Annotated in this window: 19 protein-coding genes and 2 tRNA genes; 4 read left to right on the forward strand and 17 right to left on the reverse strand. The window is 69.1% G+C overall.

Translation table 11 applies throughout. The features are described 5' to 3' along the window. Positions 1 to 72: 72 nt before the first annotated feature. The 9 genes from rodA to ACIBJF_RS20105 all read right to left on the reverse strand — a co-directional run bounded on the left by rodA (position 73) and on the right by ACIBJF_RS20105 (position 11,995). Entirely contained in the window at positions 73 to 1,269 is a 1,197-nt protein-coding gene (gene rodA / locus ACIBJF_RS20065; protein ID WP_399175267.1) for a rod shape-determining protein RodA, read from the reverse strand. Further along, positions 1,266 to 3,524, reverse strand: coding sequence for a penicillin-binding protein 2 (mrdA, locus tag ACIBJF_RS20070; protein ID WP_399175268.1), 2,259 nt, complete (start codon positions 3,522 to 3,524; stop codon positions 1,266 to 1,268). Before mrdA ends, rodA begins: the two co-directional genes overlap by 4 nt. 167 nt (positions 3,525 to 3,691) lie before the next feature. Then, complete coding sequence (gene mreD / locus ACIBJF_RS20075; protein ID WP_399175269.1) at positions 3,692 to 4,369, reverse strand: rod shape-determining protein MreD; 678 nt, start codon at positions 4,367 to 4,369, stop codon at positions 3,692 to 3,694. 14 nt (positions 4,370 to 4,383) lie between these two features. Continuing rightward, on the reverse strand, positions 4,384 to 5,325 hold the full coding sequence (gene mreC / locus ACIBJF_RS20080; protein ID WP_399175271.1) for a rod shape-determining protein MreC: 942 nt from the start codon (positions 5,323 to 5,325) through the stop codon (positions 4,384 to 4,386). 166 nt (positions 5,326 to 5,491) lie between these two features. Further along, positions 5,492 to 6,511 (reverse strand): rod shape-determining protein, encoded by a 1,020-nt coding sequence (locus ACIBJF_RS20085; protein WP_020940056.1) that lies wholly within the window; start codon positions 6,509 to 6,511, stop codon positions 5,492 to 5,494. Between the two features lie 314 nt (positions 6,512 to 6,825). Then, positions 6,826 to 7,239, reverse strand: a complete 414-nt coding sequence (gene ndk, locus ACIBJF_RS20090) for a nucleoside-diphosphate kinase (RefSeq protein ID WP_399175272.1) — start codon at positions 7,237 to 7,239, stop codon at positions 6,826 to 6,828. A gap of 66 nt (positions 7,240 to 7,305) precedes the next feature. Then, positions 7,306 to 7,668, reverse strand: coding sequence for a DUF4233 domain-containing protein (locus ACIBJF_RS20095; protein WP_399175274.1), 363 nt, complete (start codon positions 7,666 to 7,668; stop codon positions 7,306 to 7,308). A gap of 9 nt (positions 7,669 to 7,677) precedes the next feature. Further along, the gene (locus ACIBJF_RS20100) at positions 7,678 to 9,183 is read right to left on the reverse strand and encodes a bifunctional folylpolyglutamate synthase/dihydrofolate synthase (protein ID WP_399175276.1); all 1,506 of its coding nucleotides are present in this window, start codon (positions 9,181 to 9,183) and stop codon (positions 7,678 to 7,680) included. 187 nt (positions 9,184 to 9,370) lie between these two features. After that, positions 9,371 to 11,995 (reverse strand): valine--tRNA ligase, encoded by a 2,625-nt coding sequence (locus ACIBJF_RS20105; protein WP_399175278.1) that lies wholly within the window; start codon positions 11,993 to 11,995, stop codon positions 9,371 to 9,373. A gap of 137 nt (positions 11,996 to 12,132) precedes the next feature. Here ACIBJF_RS20105 and ACIBJF_RS20110 point away from each other — a divergent pair, with 137 nt between their 5' ends. Continuing rightward, on the forward strand, positions 12,133 to 13,098 hold the full coding sequence (locus ACIBJF_RS20110) for a hypothetical protein (RefSeq protein WP_399175280.1): 966 nt from the start codon (positions 12,133 to 12,135) through the stop codon (positions 13,096 to 13,098). A 64-nt stretch (positions 13,099 to 13,162) separates the two neighbouring features. Here the strand turns inward: ACIBJF_RS20110 and clpX are convergent, their stop codons facing one another. The 5 genes from clpX to ACIBJF_RS20135 all read right to left on the reverse strand — a co-directional run bounded on the left by clpX (position 13,163) and on the right by ACIBJF_RS20135 (position 17,907). Continuing rightward, complete coding sequence (gene clpX, locus ACIBJF_RS20115) at positions 13,163 to 14,449, reverse strand: ATP-dependent Clp protease ATP-binding subunit ClpX (RefSeq protein ID WP_189948500.1); 1,287 nt, start codon at positions 14,447 to 14,449, stop codon at positions 13,163 to 13,165. A 171-nt stretch (positions 14,450 to 14,620) separates the two neighbouring features. Then, the gene (locus ACIBJF_RS20120; protein ID WP_059249543.1) at positions 14,621 to 15,286 is read right to left on the reverse strand and encodes an ATP-dependent Clp protease proteolytic subunit; all 666 of its coding nucleotides are present in this window, start codon (positions 15,284 to 15,286) and stop codon (positions 14,621 to 14,623) included. Between the two features lie 69 nt (positions 15,287 to 15,355). Continuing rightward, the gene (locus tag ACIBJF_RS20125) at positions 15,356 to 15,961 is read right to left on the reverse strand and encodes an ATP-dependent Clp protease proteolytic subunit (protein WP_208903621.1); all 606 of its coding nucleotides are present in this window, start codon (positions 15,959 to 15,961) and stop codon (positions 15,356 to 15,358) included. A 320-nt stretch (positions 15,962 to 16,281) separates the two neighbouring features. Next, the gene (tig, locus tag ACIBJF_RS20130; RefSeq protein WP_399175282.1) at positions 16,282 to 17,652 is read right to left on the reverse strand and encodes a trigger factor; all 1,371 of its coding nucleotides are present in this window, start codon (positions 17,650 to 17,652) and stop codon (positions 16,282 to 16,284) included. Between the two features lie 178 nt (positions 17,653 to 17,830). After that, positions 17,831 to 17,907 (reverse strand) — tRNA-Pro (locus ACIBJF_RS20135). A 159-nt stretch (positions 17,908 to 18,066) separates the two neighbouring features. Between ACIBJF_RS20135 and ACIBJF_RS20140 the strand changes: the two genes are divergently transcribed. Next, positions 18,067 to 18,140, forward strand: a tRNA-Gly gene (locus ACIBJF_RS20140). A 164-nt stretch (positions 18,141 to 18,304) separates the two neighbouring features. After that, on the forward strand, positions 18,305 to 18,658 hold the full coding sequence (locus ACIBJF_RS20145) for a VOC family protein (RefSeq protein ID WP_399175283.1): 354 nt from the start codon (positions 18,305 to 18,307) through the stop codon (positions 18,656 to 18,658). Positions 18,659 to 19,362: 704 nt separating this feature from the next. On the opposite strand, the gene ACIBJF_RS20150 is transcribed toward ACIBJF_RS20145, so the two are convergent. Further along, positions 19,363 to 19,557 (reverse strand): hypothetical protein, encoded by a 195-nt coding sequence (locus ACIBJF_RS20150; protein WP_351216565.1) that lies wholly within the window; start codon positions 19,555 to 19,557, stop codon positions 19,363 to 19,365. Positions 19,558 to 19,998: 441 nt separating this feature from the next. On the opposite strand from ACIBJF_RS20150, the gene ACIBJF_RS20155 reads away from it, so the two are divergent. Beyond that, positions 19,999 to 21,216, forward strand: a complete 1,218-nt coding sequence (locus tag ACIBJF_RS20155) for an acyltransferase family protein (RefSeq protein ID WP_399175285.1) — start codon at positions 19,999 to 20,001, stop codon at positions 21,214 to 21,216. On the opposite strand, the gene ACIBJF_RS20160 is transcribed toward ACIBJF_RS20155, so the two are convergent. Further along, positions 21,213 to 21,671 (reverse strand): HD domain-containing protein, encoded by a 459-nt coding sequence (locus ACIBJF_RS20160; protein WP_399175287.1) that lies wholly within the window; start codon positions 21,669 to 21,671, stop codon positions 21,213 to 21,215. The two genes, ACIBJF_RS20155 and ACIBJF_RS20160, sit on opposite strands and share 4 nt — an antisense overlap. Before the next feature lie 124 nt (positions 21,672 to 21,795). Continuing rightward, positions 21,796 to 22,968, reverse strand: coding sequence for a PP2C family protein-serine/threonine phosphatase (locus ACIBJF_RS20165; protein WP_399175289.1), 1,173 nt, complete (start codon positions 22,966 to 22,968; stop codon positions 21,796 to 21,798). Between the last annotated feature and the right edge of the window lie 5 nt (positions 22,969 to 22,973).

The following is a 22,973-nucleotide window of genomic DNA, read 5'->3' on the forward strand; positions in this document are numbered from 1 at the left end:
CACCCGGCGAACCACCGCCCGCACCATCCGGATCGCCGGGTAACCGCAGGCCCCCGCCGCACGGCTGGAGACCTACGCCGACATGGGTCTCTGGACCTTGATCGACTGCAGCAGTCCCACGGCCACCCAGACCGCGAACATCGACGAGCCGCCGTACGACACGAACGGCAGCGGCAGGCCGGTGACCGGCATGATGCCGAGGGTCATGCCGATGTTCTCGAAGGCCTGGAAGGCGAACCAGGCGACGATCCCGGCGGCCACGATCGTCCCGTACAGCTCGGTGGAGTCGCGGGCGATGCGGCAGGCCCGCCACAGCACCACGCCGAGCAGGAAGATGATGAAGCCGGCGCCGAGGAAGCCCAGCTCCTCCCCCGCGACCGTGAAGACGAAGTCCGTCTGCTGCTCGGGCACGAACTGGCCGGTGGTCTGCGAGCCGTGGAAGAGGCCGGCGCCGGTCAGGCCGCCGGAGCCGATGGCGATACGGGCCTGGTTGGTGTTGTAGCCGACGCCCGCCGGGTCCAGGTCCGGGTTGGCGAACGCCGCGAAGCGGTTGATCTGGTACTCGTCCAGGATGTGCAGCTGCCAGATGGCGACACAGCCGATCACGCCGGTGACGAGCAGGCCGAAGATCCAGCGGTTGGAGGCGCCGGAGGCGAGCAGCACGCCCAGGATGATCGCCACCATGGCGAGCACCGAGCCGAGGTCGGGCATGAGCAGCAGGATCAGGCACGGTACGGCCGCGAGGCCCAGGGACTGCGCCACCGTCCGGTGGTCCGGGTACGGCTTGTCGCCGGCGTCCACCCGGGCCGCGAGCATCATCGCCATCCCCAGGATGATCGTCACCTTGAGGAACTCGGCGGGCTGCAGCGAGAAGCCGCCGATGACGAGCCAGTTGCGCTGGCCGTTGATGGTGGCGCCGAGCGGGGTGAGGACCACCAGGGCCAGCAGGACCGACAGGCCGTAGAGCATCGGCACGGCGTTGCGCAGGGCGCGGTGGCCCAGCCAGAGCGTGCCGAGCATCAGGGCGAACCCGATGCCGAGGTTCATCAGGTGCCGTTCCAGGAAGAAGTACGGATCCCCCTGATTGATCTCGGTGCGGTTGCGGGTCGCCGAGAACACCAGCGCGGACCCGATCAGGGACAGCGCGAGGGCGGCCAGCAGTATCGGCCAGTCGAGCCTGCGGGCCAGCGAGTCACGGGCGAAGATCCTCGTCCAGCCGGCCCGCTCGGGGCCGTACCCGGAGACGGAGAAGCTGTTCGCGCCGGTCATGAGGGCATCCTCCGGCTTCCCCGCTTGGGGATCCTGCGTGGTCGCCTGCGGGTGTCGCGGTTGCCCGTGGTGGGCGGGGGCGAGGTGGCGGGCTGCTGGTCGGCGCCGTTGCTGGGGTTGTCCTGCTGGGAGGCCTCGGCGTCCTTCGCCGGGTCGCCCGCGACCTTCGGGGCGTCGATCATGCCGTCGGTGCGGACCTTCGGCAGGCCCTTCTGCGGCTCGGGCAGCAGCGCCTTCTTGTTGTCGATGGAGCCGTCTCCCTGGACGCCGTACAGCGCGCTGTAGATGTTGCGCACGGCCTCACCGGCGGAACCGGAACCCGTACCGGCCTGGGAGATCGTCATGATCACCGAGTAGTCCTTGGAGTACGTGGCCAGCCAGCCGGTGGTCTGCTTGCCGTAGACCTCCGCCGTACCGGTCTTGCCGTGCAGGGGGATCTTGTCCTGCGGCCAGCCGTTGAACTTCCACGCGGCCGTACCGCGGGTGATGACGCCCGCGAAGGCGTCGTTCATGCCCTTGAGGGTGGCCTGGCTGACCGGCAGCTTGCGCTGCACCTTGGGCTTGATCTCCTGGACGCTCTTGCCATCGGCGCTGATGATCGCCTTGCCGATGGTCGGGACGTACTCGGTGCCGCCGTTGGCGACGGCGCCGTAGATCATCGCCTCCTGTATCGGCGTCACGAGGGTGTCGCCCTGGCCGATGGAGTAGTTGATCTCGTCACCCTCGCGCATCTTGTTGCCTTCGAGGCAGTTCTCGTAGGCGATCTTCTCGACGTAGGAGCCGTCCTTCTTGCCGCTCTTGCACCAGGCGTCCTTGTTGGCCTTCCAGTAGTCCAGCTTCCACTGGCGGTCGGGGACACGGCCGGTGACCTCGTTGGGGAGGTCGATGCCGGTCTCCTTGCCGAGGCCGAACTGGTGGGCGGTCTTGAAGAAGTAGTCCTTCGGCTGGCCCTTCTTGGGGTTGATGCCGCCGTCCCGCTTCCACTCCTTGTCGGCGAGGCCGTAGAAGACGGTGTCGCAGGAGACCTCCAGGGCGCGGCCCAGGGAGATGTCGCCGAAGTTCTCGCCCTCGAAGTTCTTGAAGACCTGGCCGCCGACCGAGTACGAGCTGGTGCAGGGGTAGCCGCCGTCCCAGGCGTAACCGGCCTGGACCGCCGCCGCCGTGGAGACCACCTTGAACGTCGAACCGGGGGCCGCCTGACCCTGGATGGCCCTGTTGAGCAGCGGGTAGTCGGAGTCCTTGCCGGTGAGGGCCTTGTAGTCCTTGGCGGAGATGCCGCCCACCCATACGTTCGGGTCGTAGGTCGGGGCCGAGGCCATCGCGACGATCCGGCCGGTCTTGGCCTCCATGACGACGACGGCGCCGGAGTCGGCCTTGTAGTTCTCCTGGGTGATCTTGTCGTACTGCTCGCGGGCCGCCTTCATCGCCTTGTCCAGTTCGTACTCGGCGACGCGCTGGACGCGGGAGTCGATGCTGGTGACCAGGTTCGAGCCGGGCTCGGCGGCGTCCGACTTGGCCTTGCCGATGACCCGGCCGAGGTTGTCCACCTCGTAGCGGGTGACGCCGGCCTTGCCGCGCAGCTCCTTGTCGTACTGCCGCTCCAGGCCGGAGCGGCCGACCATGTCGGAGCGCAGATAGGGCGAGTCGGTGTCCTTGGCCTGCTGGATCTCGGCGTCGGTGACGGGCGAGAGATAGCCGAGCACCTGCGCGGTGTTGGACTTGCCCGGGCCCGGGTAGCGGCGCACGGCCTCGGGCTCGGCGGTGATGCCGGGGAAGTCCTCGGCGCGCTCACGGATCTGCAGGGCCTGCTTGGGCGTGGCCTCGTCGGTGATCGGGATGGGCTGGTACGGCGAGCCGTTCCAGCACGGCTTGGGGGTCTTGGCGTCGCACAGCCGGACCTTCTGGATGACCTCCTCGGGCTTCATGCCGAGGACGCCCGCCAGCTTGGTGAGGACCGCCTTGCCGTCGTCCTTCTGCTTGAGCAGGTCGGTGCGGGAGGCGGAGACGACCAGACGGGTCTCGTTGTCCGCGAGGGGCACCCCGCGGGCGTCCAGGATGTCGCCGCGCACCGCGGGGTCGACGACCTGCTGGACGTGGTTGCCGGACGCCTCCTTCTGGTACTGGGCGCCCTCACGGATCTGCAGGTACCAGAGCCGGCCGCCGAGCGTGCCGAGCAGGGAGAGGACGAGGATCTGGATCACGACGAGCCGGATCTGGACCCGTGGGGTCCGGCCGGTCTCGGGGATGTTGGTCACTGCGGTTGTCTCCCCCTCTCAGTGCGCGGACGTGTGTGCGAGCGGCGCGTGTGTGCGCACCGGCTGCGCGCGTACGAATGATGAACGACCAGCCTGTGAACCCGCGTTCCACGAAAGCTGACCCGTTCGGGTGAACTCCCCGGACTCCTCGGCTGCCTGACTCGCCCTCACAGTCGCTTGACCCCCTTGATGCGGCCGACCCGCGCGGAGCGGGTGCGGGCCTTGGCCTTCAGCGCGCCCAGGCCGCCGCGCTGGCTGCCGATGCGCAGGCCGGTGCCGGAGGAGAGCCAGCCGGTGGAGATGCCACCGGCCTTGGCGGCGGGACCGCTCTCGGCCAGCGGGTCGTTGTCCGCCCGGCGGGCCAGCCACATGATCCCCGGGACCACGAACGGGGCGAGCAGCAGGTCGTACAGGGCCGCCGAGAACAGCAGCCCGGTCAGGCCGACATGGCGGGCGGCGGTGTCGCCGACGAGGGCGCCGACGCCCGCGTACAGCAGCGTGGAGCCGACGGCGGCGGCGACCACGACGGCCATCGGGCCGGTCGCCGACTTCAGGCGGCCGTTCCCCGGCTTGATGAGCCCCGCGAAGTAGCCGGTGACGCACAGCACGAGGGCGTAGCGGCCGGCCGCGTGGTCGGCGGGCGGGGCCAGGTCGGCGAGCAGGCCGGCGCCGAAGCCGACGAGGGCGCCGCCGACATGGCCGTACACCATGGCGAGGCCGAGGACGGTGAGCAGCAGCAGGTCCGGGACGGCGCCCGGCAGATGCAGGCGGGCGAGGACGCTCACCTGGATCACCAGGGCCACGACGACCAGCGCGCTGGAGAGCAGGATCCGGTTGAGGCGCATGGAAGAGTCAGCTCCTACTGCTGCTGGCCGGTCGGGGCGTTCTCGTCGGCGGAGGGGGTCACCGTGACGGTCACCGTGGGCGTCGGGACCGGCTTGGGCTGGGCCGGCAGGACCGTGTCGCGCGGGTCCTTCTTCGGGGCCTGGACGACCACGCCGACGATGTCGAGCTTGGTGAAGCCGACGTACGGGGTGACGTAGATCGTGCGCGTGAGGCCGCCGTTGGAGGGCTCGACGCGGGAGACCACGCCGACCGGCACACCGGGCACGAACGGCCGGTCGGCCTGGGAGCCGAAGGTGACGAGGCGGTCGCCCTTCTTCACCTCCGCCTGGCCGTTGAGCAGTTCCACGCGCAGCGGGCGGTCGCCCTGCCCGGAGGCGAAGCCGAGCTCGTCGCTGCCCTCCATGCGGGTGCCGACGGTGAAGTCGGGGTCGTTGGCGAGCAGCACGGTGGAGGTGTTGGGGCCGACGGTGGTGACGCGGCCGACCAGGCCGTCGTCGTTGAGGACGGTCATGTCGCGCTTGATGCCGTCGTTGGCGCCGGCGTCGATGGTGATGGTCCAGGAGAAGCCCTGGGCCGCTCCTATGGCGATGACCTGGGCGCCCTTGATGCCGTACTGGCCCTCGCCGGCGATCTTCAGCATCTTGTCGAGCTGGTTCAGCCGGCTGCGGTTGCGGTCGTCGCTGCCGAGCTTCGCCTTGAGAGCCGCGTTCTCCTTCTCCAGCCGGGCGAGCCGGTCGTGGCGGCCGCCGGAGTCCCGGATCGCGGAGACGGCGTTGCCGACCGGATCGACCGCCGAGGACAGCCCGTTCTCGACGGGGCCGAACACCGCGGCCGCGGCCTGCCGGGCACCGTCGACCGGAGAGTTCCTGCCCCCGCGGATGTCCACCGTGATCAGCGCGAATGCGATGGCAACCAGCAGGACCAGGAGCAGCCGGCTCTCTTTCGTGTCCCTCACGTGCGGCGGCCGTGCCCTTCCTCAATAGGAATTCGGGAGCCCCTCTTTGCGGGCGCTTCACGCGAAACGCGAACCCGAGGGGCCCATTTGTGGGAGCTTATGCCTCTAATCAACGATCCGCCGCACGAGAGGAGAACGTCTCGTACGGCGGAATCGAAGAGTTACGTCATCTGCGCGGCTGGGCGTCCAGGACCTGCTGCAGCGCCTCGAACTCCTCGACGCATTTGCCGGAACCGAGCGCGACGCTGTCCAGCGGGTCCTCGGCGATGTGGATCGGCATGCCGGTCTCCCGGCGCAGCCGCTCGTCGAGGCCGCGCAGCAGGGCTCCGCCGCCGGTCAGAACGATTCCTCGGTCCATGATGTCGCCGGACAGCTCCGGCGGGCACTTGTCGAGGGTCGTCTTGACCGCGTCCACGATCGCGTTGACCGGCTCCTCGATCGCCTTGCGGACCTCGGCAGCCGAGATGACCACGGTCTTGGGCAGCCCGGACACCAGGTCCCGGCCGCGGACTTCGGTGTGCTCGTCGGAGTCGAGGTCGTACGCCGAACCGATCGTGATCTTGATCTGCTCGGCCGTGCGCTCACCCAGCAGAAGGCTGTACTCCTTCTTGATGTACTGGATGATCGCGTTGTCCAGTTCGTCGCCCGCGACCCGGATGGACTGGGCGGTGACGATGCCGCCGAGCGAGATGACCGCGACCTCCGTGGTACCGCCGCCGATGTCCACCACCATGTTGCCCGTGGCCTCGTGGACCGGCAGGCCGGAGCCGATGGCGGCGGCCATGGGCTCCTCGATGATGTGCACCTGGCGCGCACCCGCCTGGGAGGACGCCTCGATCACGGCGCGGCGCTCGACGCCCGTGATGCCCGAGGGCACACAGACGACCACCCGCGGGCGGGCGAGATACCGCCGCTTGTGGATCTTCAGGATGAAGTAGCGGAGCATTCGCTCGGTGATCTCGAAGTCGGCGATCACACCGTCCTTCAGCGGGCGGACCGCCACGATGTTGCCCGGCGTCCGGCCGATCATCTTCTTCGCTTCGGCACCGACCGCGAGGATCCCACCCGTGTTGGTGTTGATCGCGACGACAGACGGCTCGTTGAGTACGATTCCGCGACCCCTGACGTACACCAGCGTGTTGGCGGTCCCGAGGTCGACAGCCATGTCACGGCCGATGAACGACATTGAGTTCCCCATCCGGATTCATCTGGCCTTCCCGAGCTTTTGAGGGCATATCAGGTCGGCGAGGCGGGTGCGGTGACGCGAAGGCTTCCATCGTAAACGCGCCTTCGCGAACACTGCGCGAGGGTCTCCGCCATTGTCACCATGTGGCGGCCCGCCCCGCTTGTGGAGACGCTCCATCGGTGGCACGCGTTCCCCCGAACGGCAAGGCATATGCCAAGGGACGGCCGGAAATGTACGGCCGTCCCTGGTCAGGCGCCACCGGAGCGGGCTGACGCCTCATCAGAAAAATTATCGAAAATTCAACTCGCGCGAGCTCACGCCCGGCCCGGGAAGAAGATCTTCACCTCGCGCTCGGCGGACTCCTCGGAGTCGGAGGCGTGGATCAGGTTCTCGCGGACGATCACACCGAAGTCGCCGCGGATGGAGCCCGGCGCGGCCGCGATCGGGTCGGTCGGACCGGCGAGCGCGCGCACGCCCTCGATGACCCGCTCGCCCTCGACGATCAGGGCGACGACCGGGCCGGAGGACATGAACTCGACCAGGGGCTCGTAGAACGGCTTGCCGACGTGCTCGGCGTAGTGCTGCTCCAGCGTGGCACGGTCCAGGGTGCGCAGCTCCAGCGCGGTGATCTGCCAGCCGGCCTTGCGCTCGATACGGCTGATGATCTCGCCGGTCAGGCCCCGACGGACGGCGTCGGGCTTGAGGAGGACGAGGGTGCGCTGGCTCACGGGAGGACTCCTTCTGCGGACGTCTGCGGTGGTGGGACGAGGTTACAGGGCGTGTCCGGCCGCCCGTCACACAGCGTCAGGTGTAGAGGAGCCGGACTCCGCCTGGGCGGCGAATCTGGCCTTGGCCTCGTCCACCTTTCTGCCGAAATGCACCGACGCCCACCACAGCGCCCCGAACACCGCGCCCATGAAGTACATGGTCGGGACGAAGACGCCGGAGGCGACCAGCGCGATCTGCAGGGCCCAGCCGAGGGCCACCCCGCCGGGCCGGGTCACCATGCCGCACAGCAGCACACACAGCAGCATGGCGATGCCGCTGACCAGCCACACCGTGGAGACCGACAGGCTCGGGTCCTTCATCGCGACGAGCCCGGCGAACCCGATGATGAAGAACTCGCCGATCAAGGTCGATGAACAGAGCGTACGCATCTTCGACTCTCAGCCCTTCCCCAGCAGCAGCCGGGCCTCGCCGACGGTGATGACGGAACCGGTGACCAGCACGCCGCCGCCGGCGAACTCGCCCTCCTCCTCGGCCAGCGTGATCGCGGCCTCCAGGGCGTCCGGCAGCCGCGGCTCGACCTGCACCCGCTCCTCGCCGAACACCTCGACGGCGATCGCGGCCAGTTCGTCCGCGTCCATCGCCCGCTGGGTGGAGTTCTGCGTCACGACGATCTCGGCGAAGATCGGCTCGAAGGCCTCCAGCAGACCCCGCACGTTCTTGTCGCCGCTCGCTCCGACGACGCCGATCAGCCGGCTGAAGTCGAACGCCTCCCGCACCGCGTCCGCGGTCACCCGCGCGCCCGCCGGGTTGTGCGCGGCGTCCAGCACGATGGTCGGGGAGCGCCGTACCACCTCCAGGCGGCCCGGCGAGGACACGGCCGCGAAGGCCTTGCGGACGGTGTCGATGTCCAGCGGCTCGGCGCGCTGCGCGCCGACGCCGAAGAACGCCTCGACGGCGGCGAGCGCGACGGCCGCGTTGTGCGCCTGGTGGGCGCCGTGCAGCGGGAGGTACAGCTCCGGGTACTCGCCGCCGAGGCCGCGCAGGGTGACCAGCTGACCGCCGACGGCGACCTGCCGGGCGACGACCCCGAACTCCAGCCCCTCGCGGGCCACGGTGGCGTCCACCTCGACGGCCTTCTTCAGCAGCACCTGCGCCGCGTCGACCGGCTGCTGGGCCAGGATCACGGTGGCGTCCTGCTTGATGATCCCGCCCTTCTCGCCGGCGATCTCCGCGGGCGTCTCGCCGAGGCGGTCGGTGTGGTCCAGGTCGATCGGGGTGATCACGGCGACGTCACCGTCGATGACGTTGGTGGCGTCCCAGGAGCCGCCCATGCCGACCTCGACGACGGCGACGTCCACGGGGGCGTCCGCGAAGGCGGCGTACGCCATGCCGGTGAGCACCTCGAAGAAGGACAGCCGGTACTCCTGCCGGGCGTCCACCATCTCGACGTACGGCTTGATGTCGTTGTACGTCTCGATGAACCGCTCGGCGGTGATCGGGGTGCCGTCCAGGCTGATGCGCTCGGTGATCGACTGCACGTGGGGGCTGGTGTAGCGGCCGGTGCGCAGCTCGAAGGCGCCGAGCAGGGCCTCGATCATGCGGGCGGTGGAGGTCTTGCCGTTGGTGCCCGTGATGTGGATCGAGGGGTACGACCGCTGGGGCTCGCCGAGGAAGTCCATCAGCGCGGAGATGCGGCTGACCGAGGGCTCCAGCTTGGTCTCGCCCCAGCGGGTGGCCAGCTCCGCCTCGACCTCGCGCAGGGCCTTGTCGACCTCAGGGTCCTCCGGCCGCGCGGGTACGTCTGCCTGCGGCGGGCCGCCGCTCTGCGTCCGCAGGGTTCGACTACCCGCTTCGATCACGGCGAGGTCGGGGTCGCGGTCGGTCTCCTCAGCGATGATCTCGTCGAAGCTGTCGAGGGGGTCGGTGCCGTTCGGGTCGCTCACGGGGCCCAGTCTACGGAGCGGGAGCGACAAAGGGTGCGGTGGCTCGGTGCCCCTGCTGAAGGGGGTGGCTGAGCGTGTCGTGCGAGTGCGGATCGATGTCGCTCCTCGCGCAGTTCCCCGCGCCCCTTCGGGGCGTGCGAAGGCCCCCGGTGCCTCAGCGGCTCCAGGGGCCTTCGGCGCCGTTCGCCTACGCCTGCGGCAGCTTCTCCAGCTGGGCCTGGATGCGGGCGATGTCGTCCTCCGCCTTGGACAGACGCGTGCGGATCTTGTCCACCACGTTCTCCGGGGCCTTCGCGAGGAACGCCTCGTTGCCGAGCTTGGCCGTGGCCTGGGCCTTCTCCTTCTCGGCGGCGGCCAGGTCCTTCGCGAGCCGCTTGCGCTCGGCGGCCACGTCGATCGTGCCGGAGAGGTCGAGGGCGACCTCCGCACCGGCGACCGGCAGGGTGGCCGTGGCCGTGAAGGCGTCGCCCTCCGGCTGCAGGCGCAGGAGCTGGCGGATGGCGGCCTCGTGCGGGGCGAGGGCCGTACCGTCGAGCGTCAGGCGGGCCGGGACGCGCTGGCCGGGCTGCAGGCCCTGGTCGGCGCGGAAGCGGCGGACCTCGGTGATGACCGACTGGAGGGTCTCGATCTCCCGCTCGGCCGCCGCGTCGCGGAAGCCACTGTCCTTCGGCCACTCGGCGATGACGACGGACTCGCCGCCCGTCAGCGTCGTCCACAGGGTCTCCGTGACGAACGGGACCACCGGGTGCAGCAGCTTCAGGGTGACGTCGAGGACCTCGCCCAGGACCCGCTTGGAGACCTCGGCCGGCTCGCCGCCCGCCTGGAAGACCGTCTTGGACAGCTCGACGTACCAGTCGAAGACCTCGTCCCACGCGAAGTGGAAGAGGGTGTCCGAGAGCTTGGCGAACTGGAAGTCGTCGTAGTGGGCGTCGACTTCGGCCACGACCGAATTGAGGCGGGAGAGGATCCAGCGGTCCGTCGCGGACATACGGGACGGGTCCGGCAGCGGGCCCTGAACCGTCGCGCCGTTCATCAGGGCGAAACGGGTGGCATTCCAGATCTTGTTGGCGAAGTTGCGGGAGCCCTGGACCCAGTCCTCGCCGATCGGGACGTCGACACCCGGGTTGGCGCCGCGCGCGAGGGTGAAGCGGAGCGCGTCGGAGCCGTACTTGTCCATCCAGTCCAGCGGGTTGACCGCGTTGCCGAAGGACTTCGACATCTTCTTGCCGAACTGGTCGCGGACCATGCCGTGCAGGGCGATGGTGTGGAACGGCGGGGTGCCGTCCATCGCGTACAGGCCGAACATCATCATCCGGGCGACCCAGAAGAAGAGGATGTCGTAGCCGGTGACCAGGACGGAGTTCGGGTAGAACTTCGCGAGCGACTCGGTCTGTTCGGGCCAGCCGAGGGTGGAGAACGGCCACAGGCCGGAGGAGAACCAGGTGTCGAGGACGTCGGTGTCCTGGTGCCAGCCCTCGCCGGCCGGGGCCTCGTCGTCGGGGCCGACGCAGACGACCTCGCCGTTCGGGCCGTACCAGACGGGGATGCGGTGGCCCCACCACAACTGCCGCGAGATGCACCAGTCGTGGAGGTTGTCGACCCAGTCGAAGTACCGCTTCTCCATCTCCTGCGGGTGGATCTTGACGCCGCCGTCGCGGACGGCGTCGCCGGCGGCCTTCGCCAGCGGGCCGACCTTGACCCACCACTGCATGGACAGGCGCGGCTCGATGGTGGTCTTGCAGCGCGAGCAGTGGCCGACGGAGTGGACGTACGGCCGCTTCTCGGCGACGATCCGGCCCTCGGCGCGCAGCGCGGCGACGATGGCGGAGCGGGCCTCCAGGCGGTCCAGGCCCTGGAAGGGGCCGTGGGCGGTGATGACGGCGTGCTCGTCCATGATCGTGATGGACGGCAGGTCGTGCCGCTGGCCGATCTCGAAGTCGTTCGGGTCGTGGGCCGGGGTGACCTTGACGGCGCCGGTGCCGAACTCGGGGTCGACGTGCGTGTCCGCGACGACCGGGATGGAACGGTCGGTCAGCGGGAGCCTGATGAGCTTGCCGACCAGGTGCTTGTAGCGCTCGTCGTCGGGGTGGACCGCGACGGCGGTGTCGCCGAGCATCGTCTCGGCACGGGTGGTGGCGACGACGATGGTGTCGTCCCCCTCGCCGTACTTCATGGAAACGAGCTCGCCGTCGTCGTCCTGGTACTCGACCTCGATGTCGGAGATCGCCGTCAGACAGCGCGGGCACCAGTTGATGATGCGCTCGGCGCGGTAGATCAGCTCGTCGTCGTAGAGCCGCTTGAAGATGGTCTGGACGGCCTGGGACAGGCCCTCGTCCATGGTGAACCGCTCACGCGACCAGGCGACGCCGTCACCGAGGCGCCGCATCTGCCCGCTGATCTGGCCACCGGACTCGGCCTTCCACTGCCAGACGCGCTCGACGAAGGCCTCGCGGCCGAGGTCGTGCCGGGACTTCCCCTCCTTGCCCAGCTCCCTCTCGACGACGTTCTGCGTGGCGATGCCAGCGTGGTCCATGCCGGGCTGCCACAGCGTCTCGTAGCCCTGCATGCGCTTGCGGCGGGTCAGGGCGTCGATGAGGGTGTGCTCGAAGGCGTGGCCCAGGTGCAGGCTGCCCGTGACGTTCGGCGGCGGGATGACGATCGTGTACGGCGGCTTGTCGCTCTTCTCGTCCGCCTCGAAGTAACCGCGCTCTACCCAGCGCTCGTACAGCGGCCCCTCTACATCGGCCGGCGCGTACTGGGTCGGCAGTTCGGAGTCGGGCGCGGGTGGCTGCTGCTGAGCATTCTCGGTCACGGGGGTCAGTTTAGAGGTGTCACGGGGCGGTCCCGAAACGCGTTTGTTGTGTAACGGTGCGGCCCCCGGTGCCGTGCGTTTGCCGTGCCTGGTCCAGGATGTCAGGAACACTTAAGCATCTGGAGGGGAACCCAGAGATGAGCAACAACCAGCCGGGCCCGTACGGCGGCCCGCCCCAGCAGCCGGGTCCGTACGGCCAGCCGGGGCAGCCTGGTCCGTACGGCCAGCCGGGGCCCTACGGTCAGCCGGGCCCCTACGGCCAGCAGCCGCAGGCCCCGCAGCCCGGTTACGGCTACCCCCAGCAGGCGCCTCCGGCCGCTCCGCCGCAGCCGGGTTACGGCTACCCGCAGCAGGGCGGCGTGCCGCAGCAGCCGAACCCGTACGGCCAGCAGCCGGGTCCCTACGGCCAGCAGCCCTACGGCATGCCCCAGCCCCCGGCCCCGGCGGGCGGCAAGAAGAAGACGGGCCTGATCATCGGCGCGGTGGCCGTGGTGGCGGCCGTAGCGGTGGGCGTGTACTTCGCGGTCGGCGGGAGCGGCGGCAGCGATGTGGCGGACGACGGGCCGCACAAGCTGATCACGCCGGCGAAGGTGATCAACGGGACGTACAAGAAGTCGGACCAGGACTCGGCCGACCAGGGCATGAGCCAGAGCGACCTGAAGAAAACGGAAGCGCTGGGCGTCAAAGACCCCAAGGACGTGAGCGCCGGCTACAGCTACGGCTCGGGCCTCGCCGGGAAGAGTCTCGGTTTCTCCGGGGTGTACGGCACCATCGACGACCCGGAGAAGGTCGTCGACGGATTGTTCGCGATGATGAAGGAGGACTCCGAGAAGGACAAGTCCTCCAAGGGCAAGCTCGTCGGCAGCCCGCAGAAGATGTCGCCTTCCGGCTTCTCGAACGGCGTCATGAAGTGCCAGTCCATCGAGACGCAGGAGTCGGGCAAGACGATCACGACGCCGATCTGCGCGTGGGGCGACCACAGCACGGTCGCGTACGTCATCTCGTTCGACTTCGCGGGACTCGCCGCGGGGAAGAGCACCTCGATGGAGGATGCCGCCCAGTTGGCCGCGGAGCTCCGCAACGACGTACGGGTGAAGGCCTGACACCGTAGGCCTTGACGCGGAAGGGCCCCGGTCGGTCGACCGGGGCCCTTTGGCACGGCGGAGGTTACGCCGACTTCTGCTCCCCGGACCCCCGCCCCCGCGCGTCCCGCGGGATCAGGGTCGGGTTGACGTTGGAGAGGACCACGTCCGCCGTGATGACGACGCGGGCCACGTCCTTGCGGGACGGGACCTCGTACATGACGCCCTGGAGGACTTCCTCCATGATGGCGCGCAGGCCCCGGGCGCCGGTCTGGCGGAGGATGGCCTGGTCGGCGATGGCCTCCAGGGCCTCGCGCTCGAAGTCCAGTTCCACGCCGTCGAGTTCGAAGAGGCGCTGGTACTGCTTCACCAGGGCGTTGCGGGGTTCGACCAGGATCTTGAGGAGTGCCTCGCGGTCGAGGTTGTGGACCGACGTGATCACCGGCAGACGGCCGATGAACTCGGGAATCATGCCGAACTTGACCAGGTCCTCCGGCATGACGTCCTCGAAGACGTCCTTCGACTCCAGCTCGCGCTTGGAGAGGATCGTGGCGCCGAAGCCGATGCCCTTCGCGCCCGCCCGGGCCTCGATGATCTTCTCCAGGCCGGCGAAGGCACCGCCCACGATGAACAGGACGTTCGTCGTGTCGATCTGGATGAACTCCTGGTGGGGGTGCTTGCGGCCGCCCTGGGGCGGGACCGAGGCCGTGGTGCCCTCGAGGATCTTCAGCAGTGCCTGCTGGACGCCCTCGCCCGAGACGTCACGGGTGATCGAGGGGTTTTCGCTCTTCCTCGCCACCTTGTCGATCTCGTCGATGTAGATGATCCCGGTCTCGGCCTTCTTCACGTCGTAGTCGGCCGCCTGGATCAGCTTCAGGAGGATGTTCTCCACGTCCTCGCCGACATAGCCGGCCTCCGTGAGCGCGGTGGCGTCGGCGATCGCGAACGGCACGTTCAGCATGCGCGCCAGGGTCTGCGCGAGGAGGGTCTTGCCGGAGCCCGTGGGGCCCAGCAGGAGGATGTTGGACTTCGCCAGCTCGATGGCGTCGTCACGGCCCCCCGGACCGCCGTTCTCGCCGGCCTGGACCCGCTTGTAGTGGTTGTACACCGCGACGGAGAGGGCCTTCTTCGCCGCCTCCTGGCCGACCACGTAGCCCTCGAGGAACTCGTAGATCTCGCGCGGCTTGGGCAGCTCTTCCCAGCGCACCTCGCTGGTCTCCGCGAGCTCTTCCTCGATGATCTCGTTGCAGAGATCGATGCACTCGTCGCAGATGTACACACCGGGCCCTGCGATGAGCTTCTTGACCTGCTTCTGGCTCTTGCCGCAGAACGAGCACTTGAGCAGATCGCCGCCGTCACCGATGCGTGCCACGGTGTGCTTCCCCTTCGCCTGGGAGACGCCTGGACGCTTTCGAATCCAGCGGCTCCTGGTGCTGCCTTATGTCCGACGGTACCTTGCCGGGCCCGGTGTTCGGGCCCCCCTTGGCAGGGTTCACTTTGACGTGCACCGTGCCAAGAGGGGCAGAGAGTGTGCCGCTCCGCCTCAGCGGACCGCGGCGTTGTTCAGCTTGCGGGTGGAGATGATCTGGTCGACGAGGCCGTACTCCAGCGCCTCCTCGGCCGTGAGGATCTTGTCGCGCTCGATGTCCTCGCGAACCTGTTCGATCGGCCGGTTCGAGTGCTTGGCCAGCATGTTCTCCAGCTGCTCACGCATCCGGGTGAACTCGTTGGCGATGATCTCCAGGTCGGAGAGCTGACCGCGGCCGGTGGAGCCCGCCGGCTGGTGGATCAGCACGCGCGAGTTCGGCAGGGCCATGCGCTTGCCGGGGGTGCCGGCGGCGAGCAGGATGGCCGCCGCGGAGGCCGCCTGGCCCATGCAGACGGTCTGGATGTCGGGCTTCACGAACTGCATCGTGTCGTAGATCGCCGTGAGGGCGGTCATGTCGCCACCGGGGCTGTTGATGTAGATCGAGATGTCCCGGTCCGGGTCCATCGACTCCAGGCACAGCAGCTGCGCCATGACGTCGTTGGCGGAGGCGTCGTCGATCTGGACGCCCAGGAAGATCACGCGCTCCTCGAAGAGCTTCGCGTACGGGTCGTACTCGCGGATGCCCTGGGAGGTGCGCTCGACGAAGCGCGGAATGACATAGCGGCTGTCGGGGCGGGGCCCTTCGTACATGCCGCTGGCGGCGCCGGGGAAGTTGCTCATGGGGTGTTCACCGTCCTGGTGGCGTTCTGGGGGCTTCGGTCTCGGCGGTGCGTGGCGCGGCCGGGCCGGTCAGGCACCGGTGCCGCCGCCTCCCGGAACACCCGAGGCGTGCGTGATGATCTCGTCAATGAGACCGTACTCCTTGGCCTCTTCCGGGGTGAACCAGCGGTCGCGGTCGCCGTCGCGGATGATGGTCTCGACCGTCTGGCCCGAGTGTCGCGCGGTCAGCTCGGACATGCGCTTCTTGGTGCGCATCAGGTACTCGGCCTGGATCTTGATGTCCGAGACCGTACCGCCGAGGCCCGCGGAGCCCTGGTGCATCATGATGTCCGCGTGGGGCAGGGCGAAGCGCTTGCCAGCGGTGCCGCCGGTGAGCAGGAACTGGCCCATGGAGGCGGCCATGCCCATCGCGATCGTGACCACGTCGTTCGGGATGTACTGCATGGTGTCGTAGATCGCCATGCCGGCCGTCACCGAGCCGCCGGGGCTGTTGATGTAGAGGTAGACGTCCTTCTCCGGGTCGGCGGCGAGGAGCAGCAGCTGTGCGGTGATCTTGTTGGCGATGTCGTCGTCAACCTGCTGGCCGAGGAAGATGATCCGCTCGTTGAGCAGCCGGTTGTAGACCTGGTCGCCGAGGCCACCACCGATGGAAGGCTCGCCGGCGGCGGAGGGCATCAGATTCGTCACGTATCCACCTGCTCGTCTTACGACGGCGCCGGGCCGTCTCATTGTTCTGCCTTTCATGGACCCTAACGCGAGGGTCCCTTCGGGGAATCCCGGAGATGGGGGTGTTCGCCGGGGGCGTAGCGCTCCGCTCGGGGGCCGGGAGCCCGCTCGCCGTGAGGTGCGCGGTGCGTCGGCGGCCGCGGGTCGTCCGTGGTTGCTCACGCGGTTCCCCACGCCCCCTCGGTGGGCCACCGCCCGGGTACGACAGCGGGCCCCGGGGAAAGTCCCCAGGGCCCGCTGTACGCGCCTCACAGACGCCGTGGGACCGCTCAGCCCTCGGCGTTCTCCTCGGAGGTCTCCGACGCCTCGGCGGCCTCGGTCTCCTCCTCCTCGTCGTCCAGGTCGACGACCTCGCCGTTGGTGTCCTTCACCGTGGCGGCCTCGACCACGACGGCCAGGGCCTTGCCGCGGGCGACCTCGCCGACCAGGAGCGGCACCTGGCCGCCCTCGACGACGGCCTGGGCGAACTGGTCGGGGGACATGCCGGAGGACGCCGCACGCCGCATGAGGTGCTCGGTGAGCTCCTCCTGGTTGACGTTGAGCTGCTCCTTCTTGACCAGCTCGTCCAGGACGAACTGGGTCTTGATGCCCTTGACCGCGGCCTCGCGGGTCTCGGCCTCGAACTCCTCGGCGGTCTTGCCCTGGATCTCCAGGTACTTGTCGAGGGTCAGGCCCATCTGGGCGAGCTGGTGGTGCTCCAGGTTGTGCTTGCGGGTGTTGATCTCGTCCTCGAGCAGCTTCTCGGGGACCGGCACCTCGACCAGCTCCAGGAGCTTGTCCAGGACGCGCTCCTGGGCCTGGGTGGCCTGGTCGAACTGCTTCATGTCGGCCAGGCGCTTGCGGCTGTCGGCCTTCAGCTCGTCCAGGGTGTCGAACTCGGAGGCGAGCTGCGCGAACTCGTCGTCCAGCTCGGGCAGTTCACGGGCGGCGACCTGGGTGACCTTGACGGTGACCTCGGACTCCTTGCCCGCGGCGGAGCCGCCCTTCAGCTCGGAGGTGAAGGTGGCCTCCTCGCCGGCGGACAGGCCCTTCACGGCGTCGTCGATGCCGTCGAGCAGCTCACCGGAGCCGATGGTGTAGGAGACGCCGTTGGCGATGCCGTCCTCCAGCACCTCGCCGTCGACCTTGGCCTGCAGGTCGATGGTGACGACGTCGCCGTCCTCGGCGGCGCGCTCGACCGGGGAGGTGGAGGCGAAGCGCTCACGCAGCTGCTCGACCGACTTCTCGATGTCCTCGTCGGTGACCTCGACGGCGTCGACCTCGACCTCGATGCCGGAGTAGTCCGGGATCTCCAGGGCCGGGCGGACGTCGACCTCGGCGGTGAAGTTCAGCGTCTCGCCGTCCTTCAGCTCGGTGATGTCGACCTCGGGCTGGCCCAGCGGGCTGAGCTCGGCCTCGTTGACCGCCTCGGTGTAGAACTTCGGAAGCGCGTCGTTGACGGCCTCCTCCAGCACGGCGCCACGACCGAACCGCTGGTCGATGACCCGGGCCGGGATCTTGCCCTTGCGGAAGCCCTTCACCGTGACCTGCTGGTTGATCTTCTTGTACGCCGCGTCGAGGCTGTCCTTGAGCTCCTCGAAGGGCACCTCGACAGTGAGCCGAACCCGGGTCGGGTTCAGGGTCTCCACGGCGCTCTTCACGGTTCGGTCTCCTTGTGGCTGACTTCTTGGTTTCTGCCGGGGCCAGACTGGTCCGGCGGATTCGCCGCCCGGAGGAGTTCGTAGGCCGAGTGGGCCGGGACACACGGGCGCGCAGTTTGCATAGTAACCGCAGCCGGTCAGCGCCCCAAAAGGCGATCATCACGACGTCGTGAGCAGGTGGTCGGGGTGGCGGGATTTGAACCCACGGCCTTCCGCTCCCAAAGCGGACGCGCTACCAAGCTGCGCCACACCCCGTCTGGTGCGACACGTAGGGTACATGCCCCGGCCGGTCGCGTCGGCCGCATTCTCCGAGGCGGCGCGCGCGGGCTCCGGGGATCAACTCGTTGGCCTCCACGGCGGGCGACCCGCTACGATGCGTGCAGTGCCGCGGTCGCCGACCTGCGGCGCACTGTTGCGGGCGTAGCTCAATGGTAGAGCCCTAGTCTTCCAAACTAGCTACGCGGGTTCGATTCCCGTCGCCCGCTCCATACGACTCAGGGCCAGGTCAGAGGGTTAGTCCTCCGCCTGGCCCTGGTCGTTTCCGAGATCGTTCGCGGGGGTCCGAAAGGGCGGCCGGCCAGCCGCTTCGTGGCCTCCCTCCAAGCGCCTCAAACGCCTGTTTCCGCAGCCCCGGCATGCCTAGACTCGGCGGATGACCTTGGAATGGGAACAGGTGATCGTTCACTCGGCGGATCCGGTGGCCTTGGGGCAGTGGTGGGCTACTGCTCTCGGCTGGGTCGTGGTCCACTCCTCGGACGAGGAGTTCGAGATCCGCCCGGAGCCGGACCGCCTGCCGGGGTTGGACTTCGTCCGGCTCGACGAGGCCAAGACGGCCAAGAGCCGGCTGCATCTCGACTTCAGGCCCGACGACCAGGCCGCAGAGGTGGCTCGCCTCGAGGCGCTCGGCGCGAAGCGTGTCGACATCGGCCAGGGTGACCAGTCGTGGGTTGTCATGGCGGACCCCGAAGGCAACGAGTTCTGCGTCCTTGGCCAACGGCGTCAGTGAGAACCCGTTGAGAGCGCGCGTGTCCTGGCGCGTCCACCGTTGCAGGACGTCCGCGCGATGCCTTCCAAGCCGTGCTTCAACCCCGATCGATCACAGGTGACCCCGTCGTGGGGGACGGCGATCACTGCTTCCGCACAGGCACCACCACGGTGCCGGCATCGTGGGAGCTTGCGGGCACCTGGTACGTGCATGTCGACGGCGCACAGTCCCTTGACGCAGACGTGCAGGGCGGCGGACACCCGTCCGCCGAGCATCCCGGCCTGCCGGCGCCTGTGTCGTCGCTGTCGTCGAGCGTGCCGGTGACCCGGCCGGTGCTCAGGTCGAGGGTGGCCGGGTGGCGGAGGCGGTGGGCGGGCCGGGCCGCTCGGCGCTGGAGTTGCCCTCCCACGGCTCGCGTCCGGGCGCCGGGGCGATGGCACGGACGCGGCCGCTGGAGAGGGTGAGGTGCGGGGGCCGCGTACCTGGCCGGCCGTACCGTCGTCAGGGCCGGCAAGACACAGATGTTCGTGCGCCGCGCCGAGCGGGTGGATCCCGCCCTTGGCCCCCTCCGCATCCAGCGGGGCCTGTCCGGCGGCGCCGCACCTCGCGGCTGGACCGCGAGCCGGCGGCCGGAGGCGGACCGGGCGAGGTGGGCACGCCCATGCCGCCGCTGCCGAGGCGGTCCTCGACGCGGTGGCCGCCGTTCTCCGCCGGCCCCGCTCCGGTCAGAACTTGATCGAGTTGATGGAGTCCGCTATCGAGTTCAGGAAGCGGTCGATGGACGGGGCCATGCCGGTCGAGGCGAGGAAGAAGCCGAACAGCACCGCGACGATCGCGGGGCCCGCCTTGATGCTCCCGCCTCTCAGCAGCACTACAAGGATGATCGCCAACAGCAGCACCACAGACAGTGAAATGGCCACAACTAATCACACCCTCGGTCGGTCCGCTCTCCCGGCCCGGGGGTACGCCCCGCGCACCCCTGCCAGAACCATCGTGCCACCAACCAGGCCCGCCCATGCGGCCCGTGACACAACGTCGGACATCCGGCCGGCGCGGACGATCCGCCGCAGGGTAATTCGACCGGGCCGCCCGCACATGACTCCCCCGGGAATTAAGCGACTTCGTTTCCGCCTCCACACATCCTGTGCGCAGGTAATTCGAATTGATGGCACAGAGGCGCCGTATGCCCCATTTAGTCGGGATGAATCGGGACATCGAGGGTGAGTTGACGGCCTCTGTGTGCGCACCATCACGTAGACAGGGATGGCAAGTTCTGTAAATCGGTGGGTACCCGAAGAAGTTAACCAGGAATGACTGCGGGGGTTTTACGAAATCCCACAGACGACGCTAGGGTGCCTGAGATGTTTGACGCCGCCTCCTCCTCCGGCCAGAACCGCAGGCCGCTCCCCCCGGCACAGTCGCCGGCGGACGGAGTGCCCAGTCCGCGTACCCCGCCGAGTACGCCGGCGCGGCAGACGAACGCGGACAGACCCGGCAAACAGCACGACGGCGCACAGCACGGCGGCAAGCAGCGCGACTCGTTCTTCGACAACGCCAAGTACCTGGCGATCGTGCTCGTCGCGATGGGTCACTCGTGGGAGCCGCTGAAGGGCGACAGCCGGATCCTGGAGGGCGTGTACACGGTCGTGTACTCCTTCCACATGCCGGCGTTCATCATCATCTCCGGCTTCTTCTCGCGCAGTTTCGACATGCGCCCGGACCGGCTGAAGCGGCTGATCACCGGTGTCGTCGTGCCGTACGTCCTGTTCGAGACCGCGTATCCGACGTTCAAGAACCTGGTCACGGGCTCGCACGAGGAGATCAGCCTCCTCGATCCCTGGTACCTGACCTGGTTCCTGGTCGCGCTGTTCATCTGGCGGCTGACGACGCCGATCTGGAAGCTGGTGCGCTCGCCGTTCGCAGTCGCCCTCGGCATCGCCATGCTGGCGTCCGTCACCCCGAACATCGGTGACGACCTCGATCTGCAGCGCGTCCTGCAGTTCCTGCCGTACTTCGTGCTCGGCCTGTGCATGAAGCCCGAGCACTTCCAGCTGGTGCGCCGCCGCTCGGTGCGGATCGCCGCGGTGCCGGTGTTCGCCGCCGCGCTGGCCGTCGGCTGGTGGGCGGTGCCGCGCATGAACACCGCGTGGTTCTACCACCGGGACTCCGCGCAGGAGCTGGGCGCGCCCTGGTGGAGCGGCCCGGTGATGACGCTCGCGATGATGGGCTGCTCGCTGCTGCTGACGGCGTGCTTCTTCGCCTGGGTGCCGCGCCGGAGGATGTGGTTCACGGCGCTCGGCGCGGGCACTCTGTACGGCTATCTACTGCACGGCTTCCTGGTGAAGTTCGCCGACTACCGCGGCTGGTTCGACCACCCGTGGCTGCACCGCCCGTTCGGCGAGATCCTGGTGACCCTGGCCTTCGGCGCGGCCGTCACCCTGCTGTGCACCAAGCCCGTGCAGCGGGTCTTCCGGTTCGCGATGGAGCCGAGGATGGAGTGGGCGTTCAAGCAGGACGCGGCGGAACTCGCCCGCGAACGGCAGCGCAGGGAACGCGAGCGCGAGAAGGTCGGCGCCTAGGACCCCGACTGCTCCCCCAGACCGAGAAGCGCGCGCATCCGGGCGTACTTCTCGGTCAGTCGTTTCCGGGTCGGCTCGTCCAGGACCGCCAGCCGCTCCGGGTCGGCGTTGTGCGCCAGGTCGGCCTCCTTCACCAGCCGCGCGCCGTCCGTGGCGAGGATCCGCCCCGCGTACGCCTCCGGGTCCTCCCCCGGCCGCTTGGTGAGGGCGTCCACGATGGCCTTGGTACGGGCGCTCAGGGCCGCCTGTTCCAGCCACTCACGCGTGAGCGCGTCGTCCTCGACGGAGTCGTGCAGCCAGGCCGCCGCGATCTGTTCCGCATCCCCGCCCCGGGCCCGCACACCGGCGGCGACGGCGGCGAGATGTTCGGCGTACGGCCGTCCCGCCTTGTCGGTCTGGCCCTCGTGGGCGGCACGGGCGAGGGCCTCGACCTCGGCGAGCGTGAGCTGAGTCATCGGCCCAGTGTCTCGCGGCGCGGGGGCCGCACGAGCGGGCGGGGTCCACAAGCCAACCGGGCCCAAAGCCAACCGGCCCTCCGCCGCAAGCCCACTGCCCCGGATCCGTCGGCGGATCGGCGGGTCAGGGGGTCAGCGGGGTCTGTCCGCGGCAGATCAGGAGCAGGGCCCGGTCGTCGTTGACGTCCTTCGCGACCGCCTCGATGAGGTGCCAGGCGGCACCGTGGAAGCCGCCGACGACATAGCGGTCGGCCTCGCCGGTGAGCCGGTCGATGCCCTCGACGATGTCGCGGTCGGAGGTTTCCACCAAACCGTCCGTGAACAGCATCAACACGTCCCCGGGCCGCAGCGAGCCCTTCACGGAGTCGAACTGCGCGCCGTCGTACACACCCAGCAGCGGCCCCTCGGCGGCCTTCTCCTCCCAGCGTCCGCTGCCCGCGCTGAGCTGCAGCCCCGGCGGATGGCCGGCCGAGTACAGCTCGTAGTCGCCGGAGTCGAGGTCCAGGACGAGATGGATGGAGGTGGCGAAGCCCTCGTCCCAGTCCTGGCGGAGGAGGTAGCCGTTCGCGGCCGGAAGGAAGGCGTGCGGGGGAAGGGAGCCCAGCAGGCCCCCGAAGGCGCCGGACAGCAGCAGGGCGCGCGACCCCGCGTCCATGCCCTTGCCGGACACGTCCGTGAGGACGACCTCCAGCGTGCGGCCGCCGTTGGTCCGGGCCGCGACCACGAAGTCCCCGGAGAAGGACTGTCCGCCGGCCGGCCGCAGCGCCATCTCGTGGTGCCAGCCCTGCGGCAGCTTCGGCAGCTTGCTCTGCACCCGGATCCGCTCGCGCAGGTCGAACAGCATGGTGCCGCCGCGCCGCCAGGGCACCCCGACCCGGCTGCGGAACTGCGCGGTGAGCAGCCCGAAGAAACCGCAGGCGGCCACCACCAGCACCACGCCCGGAGTGACCCGGGACGGGCCCTCGGTGTACGGGCCGAGCCGTACCGACTCCACGATCAGCGCGGTGGCCCCGGCCGCGTACAGGCCGAGCAGGCTCGCCGGGCGCAGCAGCAGGCCGCCCGCGATGATCGGCAGCACCAGGGTGGCCGGGGAGCACCAGACCGAGTCGACCAGGGTCATGGCCATGAGGACGGGGATGGTGATCAGCAGTCCGGCGAACGCGATCCAGTCGGAGCCGTCGCCGCGGAAGTAGTCCACGGCGCTTCTGCGCAGGCCGGTGCGGGCCCGGTGCCACTGCATCTTCCACCGGGCCGTGAACGTCTCGGCCTTCGCGCGCCGCTCTCGTCCTGCTGCCATTAGTT

The organism is Streptomyces sp. NPDC050743 (assembly GCF_044456925.1).
Classification (GTDB): Bacteria; Actinomycetota; Actinomycetes; order Streptomycetales; family Streptomycetaceae; genus Streptomyces.